Annotated in this window: 14 protein-coding genes; 4 read left to right on the forward strand and 10 right to left on the reverse strand. The window is 59.1% G+C overall.

Annotated features, from left to right (window positions below):
* Nucleotides 1–55: 55 nt before the first annotated feature.
* From QLG10_RS15555 to cysK, 6 genes are all read right to left on the reverse strand, one after another.
* The gene (locus QLG10_RS15555) at nt 56–919 is read right to left on the reverse strand and encodes a DMT family transporter (protein WP_248677079.1); all 864 of its coding nucleotides are present in this window, start codon (nt 917–919) and stop codon (nt 56–58) included.
* 377 nt (nt 920–1,296) lie between these two features.
* Entirely contained in the window at nt 1,297–2,175 is an 879-nt protein-coding gene (gene rfbA, locus QLG10_RS15560; RefSeq protein ID WP_110752569.1) for a glucose-1-phosphate thymidylyltransferase RfbA, read from the reverse strand.
* A gap of 2 nt (nt 2,176–2,177) precedes the next feature.
* Nucleotides 2,178–3,074 (reverse strand): dTDP-4-dehydrorhamnose reductase, encoded by an 897-nt coding sequence (rfbD, locus tag QLG10_RS15565; protein WP_110752567.1) that lies wholly within the window; start codon nt 3,072–3,074, stop codon nt 2,178–2,180.
* Complete coding sequence (gene rfbB / locus QLG10_RS15570) at nt 3,071–4,141, reverse strand: dTDP-glucose 4,6-dehydratase (protein ID WP_110752565.1); 1,071 nt, start codon at nt 4,139–4,141, stop codon at nt 3,071–3,073. Before rfbB ends, rfbD begins: the two co-directional genes overlap by 4 nt.
* A gap of 325 nt (nt 4,142–4,466) precedes the next feature.
* Nucleotides 4,467–5,405 carry an aspartyl/asparaginyl beta-hydroxylase domain-containing protein gene (locus tag QLG10_RS15575; protein ID WP_110752563.1) on the reverse strand — a complete coding sequence of 313 codons (939 nt, stop codon included), beginning with the start codon at nt 5,403–5,405 and terminating at the stop codon, nt 4,467–4,469.
* Between the two features lie 232 nt (nt 5,406–5,637).
* Complete coding sequence (gene cysK, locus QLG10_RS15580; RefSeq protein ID WP_033043476.1) at nt 5,638–6,612, reverse strand: cysteine synthase A; 975 nt, start codon at nt 6,610–6,612, stop codon at nt 5,638–5,640.
* A 128-nt stretch (nt 6,613–6,740) separates the two neighbouring features.
* On the opposite strand from cysK, the gene QLG10_RS15585 reads away from it, so the two are divergent.
* The 3 genes from QLG10_RS15585 to QLG10_RS15595 all read left to right on the forward strand — a co-directional run bounded on the left by QLG10_RS15585 (nt 6,741) and on the right by QLG10_RS15595 (nt 10,021).
* Nucleotides 6,741–7,817, forward strand: a complete 1,077-nt coding sequence (locus tag QLG10_RS15585; RefSeq protein ID WP_110752561.1) for a DUF748 domain-containing protein — start codon at nt 6,741–6,743, stop codon at nt 7,815–7,817.
* 161 nt (nt 7,818–7,978) lie between these two features.
* Nucleotides 7,979–8,824 (forward strand): MoxR family ATPase, encoded by an 846-nt coding sequence (locus QLG10_RS15590; protein ID WP_282487655.1) that lies wholly within the window; start codon nt 7,979–7,981, stop codon nt 8,822–8,824.
* An 18-nt stretch (nt 8,825–8,842) separates the two neighbouring features.
* Nucleotides 8,843–10,021 carry a VWA domain-containing protein gene (locus QLG10_RS15595; RefSeq protein WP_008055445.1) on the forward strand — a complete coding sequence of 393 codons (1,179 nt, stop codon included), beginning with the start codon at nt 8,843–8,845 and terminating at the stop codon, nt 10,019–10,021.
* A gap of 125 nt (nt 10,022–10,146) precedes the next feature.
* On the opposite strand, the gene QLG10_RS15600 is transcribed toward QLG10_RS15595, so the two are convergent.
* From QLG10_RS15600 to QLG10_RS15615, 4 genes are all read right to left on the reverse strand, one after another.
* Nucleotides 10,147–11,073, reverse strand: a complete 927-nt coding sequence (locus QLG10_RS15600; RefSeq protein ID WP_110752559.1) for a biotin-dependent carboxyltransferase family protein — start codon at nt 11,071–11,073, stop codon at nt 10,147–10,149.
* Nucleotides 11,070–11,774, reverse strand: a complete 705-nt coding sequence (gene pxpB / locus QLG10_RS15605; protein WP_110752557.1) for a 5-oxoprolinase subunit PxpB — start codon at nt 11,772–11,774, stop codon at nt 11,070–11,072. The genes QLG10_RS15600 and pxpB overlap by 4 nt, the downstream gene beginning before the upstream one ends.
* Entirely contained in the window at nt 11,771–12,523 is a 753-nt protein-coding gene (locus QLG10_RS15610) for a 5-oxoprolinase subunit PxpA (RefSeq protein ID WP_188264204.1), read from the reverse strand. Before QLG10_RS15610 ends, pxpB begins: the two co-directional genes overlap by 4 nt.
* 73 nt (nt 12,524–12,596) lie before the next feature.
* On the reverse strand, nt 12,597–13,883 hold the full coding sequence (locus QLG10_RS15615; protein WP_110752553.1) for an MFS transporter: 1,287 nt from the start codon (nt 13,881–13,883) through the stop codon (nt 12,597–12,599).
* A gap of 147 nt (nt 13,884–14,030) precedes the next feature.
* On the opposite strand from QLG10_RS15615, the gene QLG10_RS15620 reads away from it, so the two are divergent.
* Nucleotides 14,031–14,945 carry a LysR family transcriptional regulator gene (locus QLG10_RS15620; RefSeq protein ID WP_188264205.1) on the forward strand — a complete coding sequence of 305 codons (915 nt, stop codon included), beginning with the start codon at nt 14,031–14,033 and terminating at the stop codon, nt 14,943–14,945.
* Nucleotides 14,946–15,017: the final 72 nt, after the last annotated feature.

Here is a 15,017-nt window from a genome sequence, read left to right on the forward strand (position 1 = left end):
AACAGATCGTCCGAACGCGGCCCGAGCTTCCGGCAGCTCCTACAGGGAAATGCGTTTACGCGTGTTTACGGAACACGAACACCAGGCCGACGATAATCAGCAACATGCCGAGGATGCTCAACGTCGCCAGCCGATTGCCGAATATCAGGTAATCCATCACGGCCGTCACGGCGGGTACCAGATAGAACAGGCTGGTGACATTCACCAGATTGCCCCGGGCGATCAGGCGGTACAGCAACAAGGTCGCCAGCACCGACACCACCAGGCCCATCCACAACACGGGCACGATGAAACCGCTACCGTATTCGAAATGAAAGGGCTGGAACGGCACGAAAATCCCGCAAAGCAACAGCCCCGCCAGGTACTGCACCGGCAGCGTGCCGAGGGGATTGTCGGTGATGCGTTTCTGCATGATCGAACCGAAGGTCATGCTCACCAGCGCCAGCAAGCCAAAGAGCATCCCGGCCAGCGACATACCGGCCAGGCCGATGCCCTGGTAGACCACCATGATCAGACCGGTCAAGCCCAGCGACAGGCCGAACATTCGGCTGGCTGAGCGCTGACGCTCCATGAGCACCACGGTGAGAATCGGTTGCACGCCCATGATGGTCGCCATCACACCGGGCGTGACCTTGAGGTCGAGCGCCAGCAGATAAAAAATCTGGTACGCCCCCAGCAACACCATACCGGTGGCCATCGCATACCGCATCGCCTTGCCGCCCTTGGGCAACTTCAACTTGAGCAACGGCATCAACAACACCAGGCCGCACAAGGCGATGACGAAGCGAATCAACAGAAAGGCAAAGGGTGAGGCATGGGCCAACCCCCATTTGGAGAAGATCGCCCCGCTGCTCCACAGCAGAACGAACAGGCTCGTGGAAGCCGCCGCGAGCGCGGATTTTTTCGAAAGGACAAACATGAATACCACCTGTAGTCAGGCAAGAAGCCAACTCAGCCGAAGCTGAAATCCAGTAGTTTTTTGCGGGCGTATTTGCAGGCAGGGAAACAGCCGAAAACGCTGATCAGCCCGAAATGCCAACACCCGGCGGCGCTACGACTGCGCACACCGACGTGCTACTGACAGGTGGAGGGTAATGACTGATCTGCACAGGCTGCTGGTTCCCGCACGGCACGACGCCAGCGTTGACCGCTGAATCGACTACCGCGTTGATGAGGGATGCAGGCATTGGGCTGATCTTTTTCGAGGATTAAGAAAGCAGGTCATGAGGACCTGCTTGTGTTGACTATACCCAGAGCGCGACACCCTTGGCAATGCATTGGAAGGCGTGACAGGCATCAACCCGCTTGCAAAAGACGGTTGAGGTACTGGCCATAACCATTTTTTGCCAGGGGCGCCGCCAGTTTTTGCAACTGATCGGCATCGATCCATTTCTGCCGGAAGGCAATCTCTTCAGGGCACGCGACTTTCAGGCCCTGGCGACGTTCGAGCGTGGCAATGAACAGACTGGCATCGAGCAGCGAGTCGTGAGTCCCGGTATCCAGCCAGGCATAACCGCGCCCCATGATTTCGACCGACAGATTGCCCTGGTCCAGGTAAAGGCTGTTGATATCGGTGATTTCCAGCTCGCCACGCGCCGATGGCTTGATGCTCTTGGCCATCTCGACCACGTCCTGGTCATAGAAATACAAGCCGGTGACCGCAAAGTTCGACTTGGGCTTGAGTGGCTTTTCTTCCAGGCTGATCGCCTTGCCCTGGCCGTCGAACTCGACCACGCCGTAACGCTCCGGGTCATTGACGTGATAGGCAAAGACACTCGCCCCGGACTGGCGCGCCATGGCGCTTTGCAGGATGTTGATGAAGTCGTGGCCATGATAGATGTTGTCACCCAGGACCAGGGCGCTGGGGTCGTTGCCGATAAAGTCTTCGCCGATGATGAAGGCTTGCGCCAGGCCGTCAGGCGAAGGCTGCACGGCATAGGTAATGTTCAGGCCCCAACGGGCGCCATCCCCCAGCAGTTGCTCGAAACGCGGGGTGTCCTGGGGTGTGGAAATGATCAGGATATCGCGGATACCCGCCAGCATCAGGGTGCTCAGTGGGTAGTAGATCATCGGCTTGTCGTAAACCGGCAGCAGCTGCTTGGAGATGGACAATGTCGCCGGATGCAGACGTGTACCGGAGCCGCCGGCAAGGATGATGCCTTTACGATTGAGCATATTCATTTCTCCAGTATTTCTGTGAGCATCCGTGTCACGCCGACTTTCCAGTCAGGCAAGCTCAGCGCAAAGGCCTTTTGCAGTTTTCGCGTATCGAGTCGGGAGTTGCCTGGGCGTCGTGCCGGCGTCGGGTACGCCTCGGTGCCGATCGCCTCGACCATTGCCGGGGTTACCTTGAGGTTCATGCCTGCGCGCTCGGCTTGTTCGAGTACAAATCGAGCATAGCGACACCAGGTGGTTTCGCCAGTGGCGGCAAGGTGATAGATCCCGGCCAATTGCGGGTCGGCCAGTACGCTGCGGATGACATGGGCGGTCACATCCGCCAGCAATTCGGCACCGGTTGGCGCGCCGAACTGGTCATCGATCACGGCCAGGCTTTCCCGTTCACGGGCCAGGCGCAGCATGGTCGTGGCAAAGTTGTTGCCCCGCGCGGAATACACCCAGCTGGTTCGCAAGATCAGATGCGCACAGCCGCTGGCGGCAATCGCCTGTTCGCCGGCCAGCTTGCTGGCGCCATAGACACTCAATGGCGCCACCGGATCGGATTCCTGCCAGGGTTGGTCGCCAAGCCCTGCGAACACATAATCGGTGGAGTAATGCACCAGCAGAGCCTTGAGCCGTAGCGCCTCTCGAGCCAGCACTGCCGGCGCATCGGCATTGATCCGATAGGCCAGCTGCGATTCGCTTTCGGCCTTGTCGACCGCAGTGTAGGCCGCGGCGTTAACGATAACGTCTGGCGCGAAGCGTTGCACGGTAGCGGCCAGCCCCGGCAGATCATTCAGGTCCCCGCAGTACGCCTGGCTTGCGGAGTCCAGCGCCAGCACTTCTCCAAGGGGCGCAAGGCTGCGTTGCAGCTCCCACCCCACCTGGCCATTCTTGCCAAGCAAGAGCAGCTTCATGCGCGGCGCCCGGCATAATTTTTCTCGACCCATTCGCGGTAGGCACCGGACTGGATATTGCGCACCCACTCCTGGTTGTCCAGGTACCACTGGACGGTTTTGCGAATGCCCGTCTCGAAGGTTTCTGCCGGCTTCCAGCCCAGTTCACGTTCGAGTTTGCGGGCATCGATGGCATAACGACGGTCGTGCCCTGGCCGATCGGTCACGTAGCTGATTTGTGCATGGTAGGGTTGGCCGTCGGCGCGCGGACGTAGCTCATCAAGCAACGCGCAGACGGTGTGCACGATTTCCAGGTTGGTTTTTTCGTTCCAGCCACCGACGTTGTAGACCTCACCCACGCTGCCGGCCTCCAACACACGGCGGATGGCGCTGCAGTGGTCCTTGACATACAACCAGTCGCGGATTTGCTGGCCATCCCCATAGACCGGCAATGCCTCACCGGCCAGCGCGTTGACGATCATCAGTGGAATCAACTTTTCCGGGAAATGATATGGCCCATAGTTGTTCGAGCAGTTGGTGGTCAGCACGGGCAGGCCATAGGTGTGATGATAGGCGCGCACCAGGTGATCGCTGGCGGCTTTGCTCGCCGAGTAGGGGCTGTTGGGTTCATACGCGTGACGTTCGGTGAACGCCGCCTCGTCCTTGGCCAGCGAACCATAGACTTCATCGGTAGACACATGCAGGAAGCGAAAGGCCTGCAACGAATCGCTCGCCAGCCCTTTGACGTAGGCGCGTACGGCTTCCAGCAAACGAAATGTGCCAACGATGTTGGTGTCGATGAATGCCTGTGGCCCGTGGATGGAGCGGTCGACATGGGACTCGGCGGCAAAATTGAGAATGGCACGGGGCCGGTGCTCTTCGAGCAAGCGTTCGACCAAGGCGCTGTCGCCGATATCGCCTTGCACGAATACATGCTGCGTATTGCCCGTCAGGCTGCTGAGGTTATCCAGGTTGCCGGCATAGGTCAGCTTGTCCAGATTGACTACGGTTTCGTCGGAGTGAGCGAGCCAGTCCAGTACGAAATTTGCCCCAATGAAGCCTGCACCGCCAGTTACCAGGATGGTCATTGATTCAGACCTTTTTCAGTAAGGTTGCGAGGATCGGGCCCAGGTTCTCAAAGACGCATTGCCCCTTCAAAACCGGCAGGCTTGAAAACCGTGCAGCCCGGTTAAAACCCAATGGCGTTACGGCCAAGGCAATTGTGCTGTCGCAAGGGTTTAATTAGGTTTTGAACATTCAGCGCACGCCAGTTCTGCGACCGGCTCCATATACTCTCTGGGCGCCCTGACGGCATTTACGGGCGACATTTGTAATATAGCAAAGCTCCAAAGAATAAAAAAAAAGATCGCCTGGTGGCGATCTTTTTTCCTGTCATTGTGGCCAGCAGTTTGTTCAGCCCAGCAGCCAATGAGCCAGCAAAGCCAGCACGCCGATCGCCAATACCGGCCGCATGACCCGGTACGCCTTGGGATATCGACGTTTCCACTGCTTGATCGCCCCACTGAACCTGTCGCTGAATCGCTTGCTCCAGGCATAGGCCTGGTTGATTCCGCCTACGCGTTCATCCGCAAGGTTCTGCGGCGCGGTGGCGCGTCCCAGCAGGCCGCTGATCCAGCGGTTGATTCCCGTGATCAGGCGATTGCTGAGCGGTCGCTCGATGTCGCAGAACAGGATGACCCGGGTCTTGTCGGTTTCGTTCTTGACCCAGTGCACATAGGTTTCGTCGAACATCACGTCTTCACCGTCACGCCAGGCGTAGGCCTGACCGTCGACGTAGATGCGGCAAGCGTCGCTATTGGGCGTCGCCAACCCCAGGTGATAGCGCAGGGAGCCGGCGAATGGATCGCGGTGCGGATTAAGATGGCTGCCCCCCGGCAGCAGGGCGAACATGGCCCCCTTGACGTTGGGAATCGCACTGACCAGCGCCACGGTTTTCGGGCACAGCAGTTCGGCCGAAGGCAAGGGTTTGTCGTACCACTTCAGGTAAAAACGCTTCCAGCCCTTCTTGAAAAACGAACCGAACCCGGCGTCGTTGTTTCTTTCCGCAGCGCGAATGTAACCCTCATCAAACAGGTGCATCGCTTCGTCGCGGATAATTTCCCAGTTGTCCTTGAGCACATCCAGTTCGGGAAACTTGCTGCGGTCCAGGTAGGGTTTTGAAGGCACGCCGGAGAACAGGTACATCAGGGCGTTGTAGGGGGCAAACAGGGCCGAGTGGTTGACAAATTGACGCAAGACCGGCAACCGCGCCTTGCCGCGCATATGCACATAGTAGGTACTGCCCAGAAACAGCAGCAACAACGACGCTTTCGCGGCAATCGAAACGCTCATCAACAACTCCTTGATCGATAGACATCTGCGCAACGCCATTCCCCGACGCGGCCATTGGCATGATAACCACTACCAATCACGGGGAAAACCCGCGGAACCCGAGATACAGTGTCAAGCAATGCGTAACAAAGCATTTCTTAACACAGCGTGCCTGAACGCTTGCTGATCCACGTCATCCACACTCGATGAAGAAGGGAAGGCCCCTCTCCATCGTTTGAAGCTTTGCTGCCCGTTACTGCTGATTCTCCTGCTCGGTGAAGAGATCGCTGAACAGCATGCTCGACAAGTAACGTTCACCGGAATCCGGAAGGATCACGACGATGGTCTTGCCCTGCATTTCCGGGGTCTCCGCCAGGCGCACCGCCACTGCCATCGCGGCGCCGCAGGAAATGCCGCACAGAATGCCTTCTTCCTGCATCAAGCGCAGGGCCATGGCCTTGGACTCCTCGTCGGTGACCAGCTCAACCCGGTCGACGATCGACAGGTCGAGGTTTTTCGGCACAAAACCGGCACCGATGCCCTGGATCTTGTGCGGGCTCGGTTTGATTTCTTCACCGGCCAACGCTTGGGAAATCACCGGTGATACAGCGGGCTCCACCGCCACCGAGACGATAGGTTTGCCCTGGGTATTCTTGATATACCGCGAAACGCCGGTAATGGTTCCGCCTGTTCCGACACCTGCAACCAATACATCCACCGCACCGTCGGTATCGTTCCAGATTTCGGGCCCGGTGGTCTTTTCGTGGATGGCGGGGTTGGCCGGGTTGTCGAATTGCGCCGGCATGAAGTATTGGGCCGGATCACTGGCAACTATTTCCCCAGCCTTTTCGATCGCACCTTTCATGCCCTTGGCCGGCTCGGTCAGTACCAGCTCTGCCCCCAGCGCCTTGAGTACCTTGCGACGCTCGATGCTCATGGAGGCCGGCATGGTCAGTATCAATTTATAGCCTCGCGCGGCGGCCACGAAGGCCAGGCCGATGCCGGTGTTGCCGGAAGTCGGCTCGACAATGGTCATGCCCGGCTTGAGCCTGCCTGTGCTTTCGGCATCCCAGATCATGTTGGCACCGATCCGGCACTTGACCGAGTAACCGGGGTTGCGTCCCTCTATCTTGGCCAGGATGGTGACGCCGCGCGGCGCGATACGGTTGATCTGCACCAACGGCGTATTACCGATGGAGTGGGCATTGTCAGCGTAGATACGGCTCATGGCTGGGTCCTTAACGACAGCATTGAAATAGGGCACCAAGGTAAGCCTCTTGCCCGTAGGCGTCCAGTCAGGTCGAACGTCCGGATGTGACTGTAGTCAATGCTTTAGAACGCCAGAGAATTACCACCATGAAACGTCGATACCGCTGGCCGTTGTGGAGCTTCACCGGCCTCGTTGTGCTGCTGGTTGCCCTGCACTTCGCCCTGCCCTACCTGGTGCGCGACTACCTCAATGACAGGTTGGCGAACATGGGCGCCTACCGCGGCCAGATCGCCGACGTGGACCTGGCCCTGTGGCGCGGAGCCTACAAGATCAACGGTTTGAAAATCGTCAAGGTCGAGGGCAAGGTGCCGGTGCCCTTCGTCAACGCGCCATTGATCGACCTTTCGGTCAGCTGGCATTCCCTGTGGTATGACCACGCGGTGGTCGCCGAAGTGAAGTTCGTCAAGCCTGAGGTCAACTTCGTCGATGGCGGACCCAACAAGCAAAACTCGCAAACCGGTGAAGGCACCGACTGGCGCGCCCAACTGGGTAAATTGCTGCCAATAACCCTCAACGAAGTAAAAATCGATGATGGCAAGATCAGCTTTCGCAATTTCAACTCCAAACCACCGGTGAACCTGAATGCCACCAAGGTCGACCTGAACATCTACAACCTGACCAACGTGGCCGATTCCAAAGGCAAGCGCGACGCCCGCTTCGAAGGCAAGGCCCTGCTGCTGGGGCATGCGCCCCTGGAAACCACGGCCACTTTCGATCCACTGAGTAACTTCGAGGACTTCGAGTTTCGCATGCGAGCCCGGGACATTCAGCTCAAACGCATGAACGACTTCGCTTCGGCCTATGGCAAGTTCGATTTCAATGCCGGCCATGGCGACGTCGTGATCGAAGCACAAGCCAAAAAAGCCAAGTTGACGGGTTATATCAAACCGCTGCTCAGGGATGTCGACGTGTTTAACTGGCAACAGGACGTGGAAAACAAGGACAAGGGGATTTTTCGTTCCATCTGGGAGGCGCTCGTCGGCGGCACCGAAACCGTGCTGAAAAACCAGGGCAAGAACCAGTTTGCGACCCGTGTCGAGCTAAGCGGGAATGTGCATCAGAAAGATATCAACGCGTTCGAGGCGTTTTTGCAGATTTTACGCAATGGTTTCATTCAGGCGTTCAATGCTCGCTATGAACGACCCAAGCCGGACGCCGGTTAACGTTGCCGCCAATACTGAGTCAAGATGTGACGCTCCATTCAGAGACTGAATAAGCCGTCTGCGTTCACAGTCGACCGGACGTCGCGTTATAGTCGAGGTTGACCATTTTATATTACCGCCCTGCCTCGCTCAGGCCGGCGTTACCGTTCGAGGATTAGCAGATGAAGTTCGAAGGCACCCAGGCCTACGTCGCCACCGATGACCTTAAGCTGGCGATCAACGCCGCCATCACCCTGGAGCGGCCGCTGCTGGTCAAGGGCGAACCAGGCACCGGCAAGACCATGCTCGCCGAGCAACTGGCCGACTCCTTTGGCGCCAAGCTGATCACCTGGCACATCAAATCGACCACCAAGGCGCACCAGGGCCTGTACGAGTATGACGCGGTCAGCCGCCTGCGCGATTCGCAGCTGGGCACGGAAAAGGTCCACGACGTTCGCAACTACCTGAAGAAAGGCAAGCTCTGGGAAGCCTTCGAGTCCGAAGAGCGGGTGATCCTGCTGATCGACGAAATCGACAAGGCCGACATCGAGTTCCCCAACGACCTGTTGCAAGAACTCGACAAGATGGAGTTCTACGTCTACGAGATCGACGAGACCATCAAGGCCAAGAAGCGCCCGATCATCATCATCACCTCCAACAACGAGAAAGAGCTGCCGGACGCCTTCCTGCGCCGCTGCTTCTTCCACTACATCGCGTTCCCGGATCGCACCACGATGCAGCGGATCGTCGATGTGCATTACCCGGACATCAAGAAAGACCTGGTCAGCGAAGCACTGGACGTGTTCTTCGACGTGCGCAAGGTGCCAGGCTTGAAGAAGAAGCCCTCGACCTCCGAGCTGGTGGATTGGCTGAAGCTGCTGATGGCCGACAACATCGGCGAAGCGGTGCTGCGCGAACGCGATCCAACCAAGGCCATCCCGCCGCTGGCAGGTGCGCTGGTGAAGAACGAACAGGACGTGCAATTGCTTGAGCGCCTGGCGTTCATGAGTCGTCGCGGTAGTCGTTGATCATCTGGGGCAAATGCCATGCTGCTCAATCTGTTCAATGAAATGCGTGCAGCCAAGGTGCCGGTCTCGGTGCGCGAGCTGCTGGACCTGATCAACGCGCTGAAGCAGCGCGTAACCTTCGCCGACATGGACGAGTTCTATTACCTGTCCCGGGCGATTCTGGTGAAGGACGAAAAGCATTTCGACAAGTTCGACCGGGCCTTCGGGGCCTACTTCAATGGTCTGGAAAAGCTCGATGATCATCTTCAGGCGTTGATCCCGGAAGACTGGCTACGCAAGGAATTCGAGCGCTCCCTGACCGACGAAGAGCGGGCGGCGATCCAGTCCCTCGGTGGCCTCGACAAGCTGATCGAAGAATTCAAGAAACGCCTGGAAGAACAGAAGGAACGCCATGCCGGTGGCAACAAGTGGATCGGCACCGGTGGTACCAGCCCGTTCGGTTCCGGCGGCTTCAATCCGGAAGGCATTCGGGTCGGCGATGCCGGCAAGCGCCAGGGCAAGGCCGTGAAAGTCTGGGATCAGCGCGAGTACAAGAACCTCGACGATTCGGTCGAGCTGGGCACGCGCAACATCAAGGTCGCCTTGCGCCGCTTGCGCAAATTTGCCCGCCAGGGTGCAGCGGAAGAACTCGATATCGATGGCACCATCGACCACACCGCGAAAGATGCCGGGTTGCTGAACATCCAGATGCGCCCGGAACGACGCAACACCGTCAAGCTCTTGCTGCTGTTCGATATTGGCGGTTCGATGGACGCCCACGTGAAGATCTGCGAAGAGCTGTTCTCGGCGTGCAAGACCGAGTTCAAGCACCTGGAGTACTTCTACTTCCACAACTTCATTTATGAATCGGTGTGGAAGAACAACATGCGTCGCACCTCCGAACGCACCTCGACCATGGACTTGCTGCATAAATACGGCGCAGATTACAAAGTGATCTTCATCGGTGACGCCGCCATGGCGCCCTACGAAATCACCCAGGCCGGTGGCAGCGTCGAGCACTGGAACGAAGAAGCCGGCTACGTGTGGATGCAGCGGTTCAAGGAGAAGTACAAGAAGCTCATCTGGATCAATCCTTACCCGAAGGATACCTGGGGCTATACCTCGTCGACCAATATCGTCAGGGATTTGATTGAGGACCAGATGTATCCGTTGACCCTTCGCGGTTTGGAGGAAGGGATGCGGTTTTTGTCCAAATAAAAATGCATCGCCTGCAAGGGCCTCTTCGCGAGCAAGCGCGCTCCCACATTCGATCGCATTTCTATTGGAAGAACGCGGTCGAATGTGGGAGCGGGCTTGCTCCGGGCGGCGTTCCGACGAAGCTTTTAGCGGTATATGAATCGCTGCAGATATTCGACCTGTTCGCGATGCGCCACCTCCTGCACTACCGGTCGCAACCGCACCTGCGCCCCCGGCAAACACTGCGCCAATCGCGCCAACGCCAACGGCGTCAATGCCCCCAACCGCGGATAACCGCCAATGGTCTGCCGATCATTGAGCAGCACGATCGGCTGACCATCCGGCGGCACTTGCACAGCGCCCAATGGAATGCCTTCGGAAATCATCGGCTTTCCCTGGTATTGCAAGGATGTGCCCAACAGCCGAATACCCATCCGGTCGGCACGGCTGTCGAGGGTCCACACGCTGTTGAACGCATCGAACAGACTCTGCCCGCTGAACTCACCGATCTGCGCACCGAGCACCAGGTCCAACGGCGCATCAAGCTTCAGGTCCGGCCGCTGATCGGCGGTCAATTCGCGCAGCAACATCACCGAATTGCCCGAATAGCTCAAGCTCGCGCCTTTGCTCAGCGCATGGCCCATGCCATCCAGTCCGCCGAGTTCCTCACGGACCACCGTCGCGCAGCTGCCCAAGACCTTCGGCGCATCAAAACCACCTGGCGCGGCCAGATAGGCCCGGGCGCCGAGCAAGGGCTGGCTGAACTGCAAACGTTGACCTTTGTTCAGCCGGAAACTGCGCCAGGGTGCCAGCGGCTCGTCGTCCACCCGCGCACCAAGATCCGCCCCGGCCAGCGCGAGCACGCAATCGTCCTCGGCCACTGCGGTGAACCCGCCGAGGGTGATTTCGATCACCGGCGCATCCAGCCCGTTACCCAGCAACCCATTGGCCCACGACATCGAACGCCAATCTGCCGCGCCGCCCTGGGTCACGCCCAGATGGCGCACGCCGAAACGGCCGGCGTCCTGCAACAGGCACAGCGGTGTACTCGCTTCAATCGTCAGACGGCTCATGCCTGGGCCTCCAGTGGCGTGTCGTCACCGCCCAGGTTAATGAATTCGGCATGGCCGACCGCTTCGAAACGCACGGTGTCGCCCGGCTGCATCAAGCTGTAGCCGTCACGGTTGCGGTCGAACAATCTGGCCGGTGTGCGGCCGATCAGGTTCCAGCCGCCGGGCGATACCACTGGATAGGCGGCCGTCTGTCTTTCGGCGATGCCGACACTGCCGGCGGCAACCTTCTTGCGTGGCGTGTTCAGGCGCGGTGCGGCGAGTGCCTCGTCCACCAGGCCCATGAACGCGAACCCCGGTGCGAAACCCAGCGCGAACACCTGATACTCATGTTCGCTATGACGACGGATCACCTCTTCCACCGCCAGCCCACTGCGTTGCGCCAACAAGCTCAGCTCCGGACCGACGCTCAAGTCGTACCACACCGGCAACACGTGACATTTGCCACGAGTGCGCGCATTGGGCGACAGGTCGATAAGCGCTTCGCCAATCAATTCCCGGGCCTGGCTCGGGCTCAACGCGGTCAGGTCGTAATGCACCATCAAAGTCGTATAGGACGGCACCAGGTCGATCAGATCCTTGCCGAACGCCGCCCGCAGGCTTTCGCTCGCCGCCAGCATCCATGGCATGTTGGCTTCAGCGATTTCATCGAACAGACGCACCATCAGGCAATCGAGCGCGACCACTTCTACCCGCAGTTTCATGACGCGCCCTGCTGGTTCAAGGCTTCACGAATGCGCTGCACGGCCGCCACCGAACTGGCATTGTCGCCGTGCACGCACAGGGTGTTGGCCTGCAAGTGCAAGGCGCTGCCGTCGCTGGCGGTGAGGTGATCGCCACGGGCGATGATCAACGCCTGCTCGATGATTTTCTCCGGTTCGTGATGCACCGCTCCCGGCAGTTGCCGCGAAACCAGCCTGCCGGCGCTGTCGTAGGCGCGGTCGGCGAAGGCTTCGAACCACAGGGTCACGCCATATTCCTCGCCCAATTGCTGCGCGGCGCTGTTGTCGCGGGTGGCCATCAGCATCAACGGCAGGCTGCGATCGTAGAACGCCACCGCTTGCAGCACGGCGCGCAATTGCGCGGGGTTGGCCATCATGTCGTTGTACATCGCACCGTGGGGTTTGACGTAGCTGACCCGACCGCCCTGGGCCCGGCAGATGCCGTCGAGGGCGCCGATCTGGTAATGCAGGATGTCCTGCAGTTCCTGGGCTCCATAGGCCATGGAACGACGGCCAAAACCGACCAGATCCTGGTAAGCCGGATGCGCGCCGATCTGTACACCATGGCTGAGGGCCAGGCTGACGGTCTTGCGCATGATGCTCGGGTCGCCGGCATGGAAACCACAGGCGATGTTGGCGCAATCGATGAAGGGCATGACTTCCGCGTCCAGACCCATGGTCCAGTTACCGAAACTCTCGCCGATGTCGCAGTTCAATAGCAGGCGGCTCACGCTGAACACTCCTGTAGGCTTTATTCTTTTTAACTGTGGGACATATCCGTATGACACGCCCGCAGATTATCAGTTACTGGGCGTCGAGTTGCTTGCCACGGGTTTCCGGCAAGCTCAGGGCCGCCAGAATCACCACGCCGTAGGACACCGCCGCAAAGGCACCGATGCCAACGCTCAATGGCACCGTCTGGCTGAGCAGGCCGATCAGCAGTGGGAACAACGCCGCCAGCGCGCGGCCGATGTTGTAGCAAAACCCCTGGCCTGAACCGCGAATGCGGGTCGGGAACAATTCGGTCAGGAACGCGCCCATGCCGCTGAAAATCCCCGAGGCAAAGAATCCCAGCGGAAAGCCCAGCCACAGCATCACACCATTGCTGACCGGCATTTGCGTGTACAGCAGCACAATGGTGAACGAGCCGACGGCGAACAGGATGAAGTTCTTTTTGCGACCGAGGATGTCGGTCAAATAGGCGCTGATGACGTAACCGACGTACGAGCCGACGATCACCATCGCCAGGTATCCGCCGGTGCCGAGTACGCTCAAACCACGCTCGTTTTTCAGGAACGTCGGCAGCCAGGACGTGATCGCGTAGTAACCGCCCAGCGCGCCGGTGGTCAGCAGCGAAGCGCGAATGGTGGTGAAGAGCATGCCGGGGGCAAAGATCTCGTAGAACTTCGACGGATTGCTCGGCGCCTCCTTGGCTTTGGCTTCGCGGTAGATTTCCGGGTCCTTGACCAGGCGGCGAACGAAGATCACGAAAATCGCCGGCACGATGCCGAGGATAAACAGTGCGCGCCAGGCGTCTTCCGGCGGCATGACCGAGAACAGCAGCGCGTACAGGATCGCGGTCAGGCCCCAGCCCAGCGCCCACCCCGATTGCACCATGCCCACGGCCTTGCCGCGGTCCTGGGCGCGGATGACTTCGCCGATCAACACCGCGCCGGCGGTCCACTCGCCGCCAAAACCGAAGCCCATCAAGGTCCGCGCAATCAGCAGCTGTTCGTAACTCTGGGCGAAACCGCAAAGGAAGGTGAAGAAGGCAAACCACAGCACGGTCAGTTGCAGGGTGCGCACGCGACCAATGCGGTCGGAGAGAATGCCCGCCACCCAGCCACCGATGGCCGAAGCGATCAGCGTGCTGGTGTGGATCAGCCCGGCCTGGCCGGTGGTGATGCCCCACATGGCAATCAGGGTCGGCACCACGAAGCTGAGCATCTGGGTGTCCATGCCATCCAGGCCATAACCGATCTTGCAGCTCCAGAAGGTGCGGCGTTCCTGCTGATTGATGTTGCGATACCAATCGAAAGGTCCCGGGCGAGCCGTGGCTTTCGAAATGACGGTGGTGTCGGGCGCACTCATGGCAAATCTCCGCGCTGGTTTTATTGGTATTGTTCTGAGCCCCGACGACGCCTATCGTGGGAACCGGATGTGTCGATTCTTGGACGCGCCAGCCCTCTGCGTCCAACTAATAAAAACCCGCCCTAGCCATAAGAAAAACTTGATCACATGAACCTGAAGTTTCTCGAAACCTTCGTCTGGGTCGCCCGGCTCAAGAGTTTCCGCCTCACCGCCGACAAGCTCTTCACCACCCAGGCGTCGATTTCCAGCCGCATCGCCGTGCTCGAAGGCGAGCTTGGGGTGAAGCTGTTCCTGCGCGACTCGCGCGGTGTGAGCCTGACGCCGGAAGGCTTGAAAGTGCTCGAGTACGCCGAGCAGATGATGGACACCATGCAGGCGCTCAAGCATTCGATCGAGACCCGTTCAAGCAAGGCCGGCCGCGTGCGCATCGGTGTCATGGACACGGTGATCCACACCTGGCTAAGCCCGCTGGTGGCGCAGATGACCGATCACTACCCCCTGGTGGAAATCGAACTGGTGGCCGATACATCGCTCAACCTCTGCGATCAGCTGCAAAAAGGCTTTCTCGATGTGATCCTGCAAACCGACCTGCTGCGCCAGGAAAGCGTGCGCAGCCTGGAACTGGCCAGCCACCCCATGGGCTGGATCGTCGCCAGCAATTCGCTTTACAACCGCAACTACTCAGGCATCGCGGACCTGGCGAACGAGCGGATCATTACCTACTCGAAAAACTCCCACCCCCATCAGGAAGTGCTCGCACTGATGCAGGCCAACGGCGTCATTGCGCCACGGTTGAACTGCGTGAACTCGGTCTCGGCGATCACCCGGTTACTGCGCGACGGTTTTGGCATCGGTGCATTGCCGCCGGTGTTGGTGGCGGAGGAACTGGCACGGGGTGAATTGACCTTGCTGGACATCGACCAGCGACCACCAGACCTGCAAGTGGTGGTGTCGTGGCGGGTGGGCGTGGAATGGGTCGAGGAGATTGTGACGTTGTGTCAGCAAGTGCTTAAGGACTATGCGCGGCGGGTGGGTGAAAACTACATCGTTTTGGCTGGTTGATCGTTCCCACGCTCTGCGTCACTAGTGTCCGGTAAACATGTTTCATAGCTGAAGGCTGCCTTGGGCAGCCTT

Origin of the sequence: Pseudomonas sp. V98_8, from assembly GCF_029967975.1 — a bacterium.
In the GTDB taxonomy this organism is placed as follows: Bacteria; Pseudomonadota; Gammaproteobacteria; order Pseudomonadales; family Pseudomonadaceae; genus Aquipseudomonas; species Aquipseudomonas umsongensis.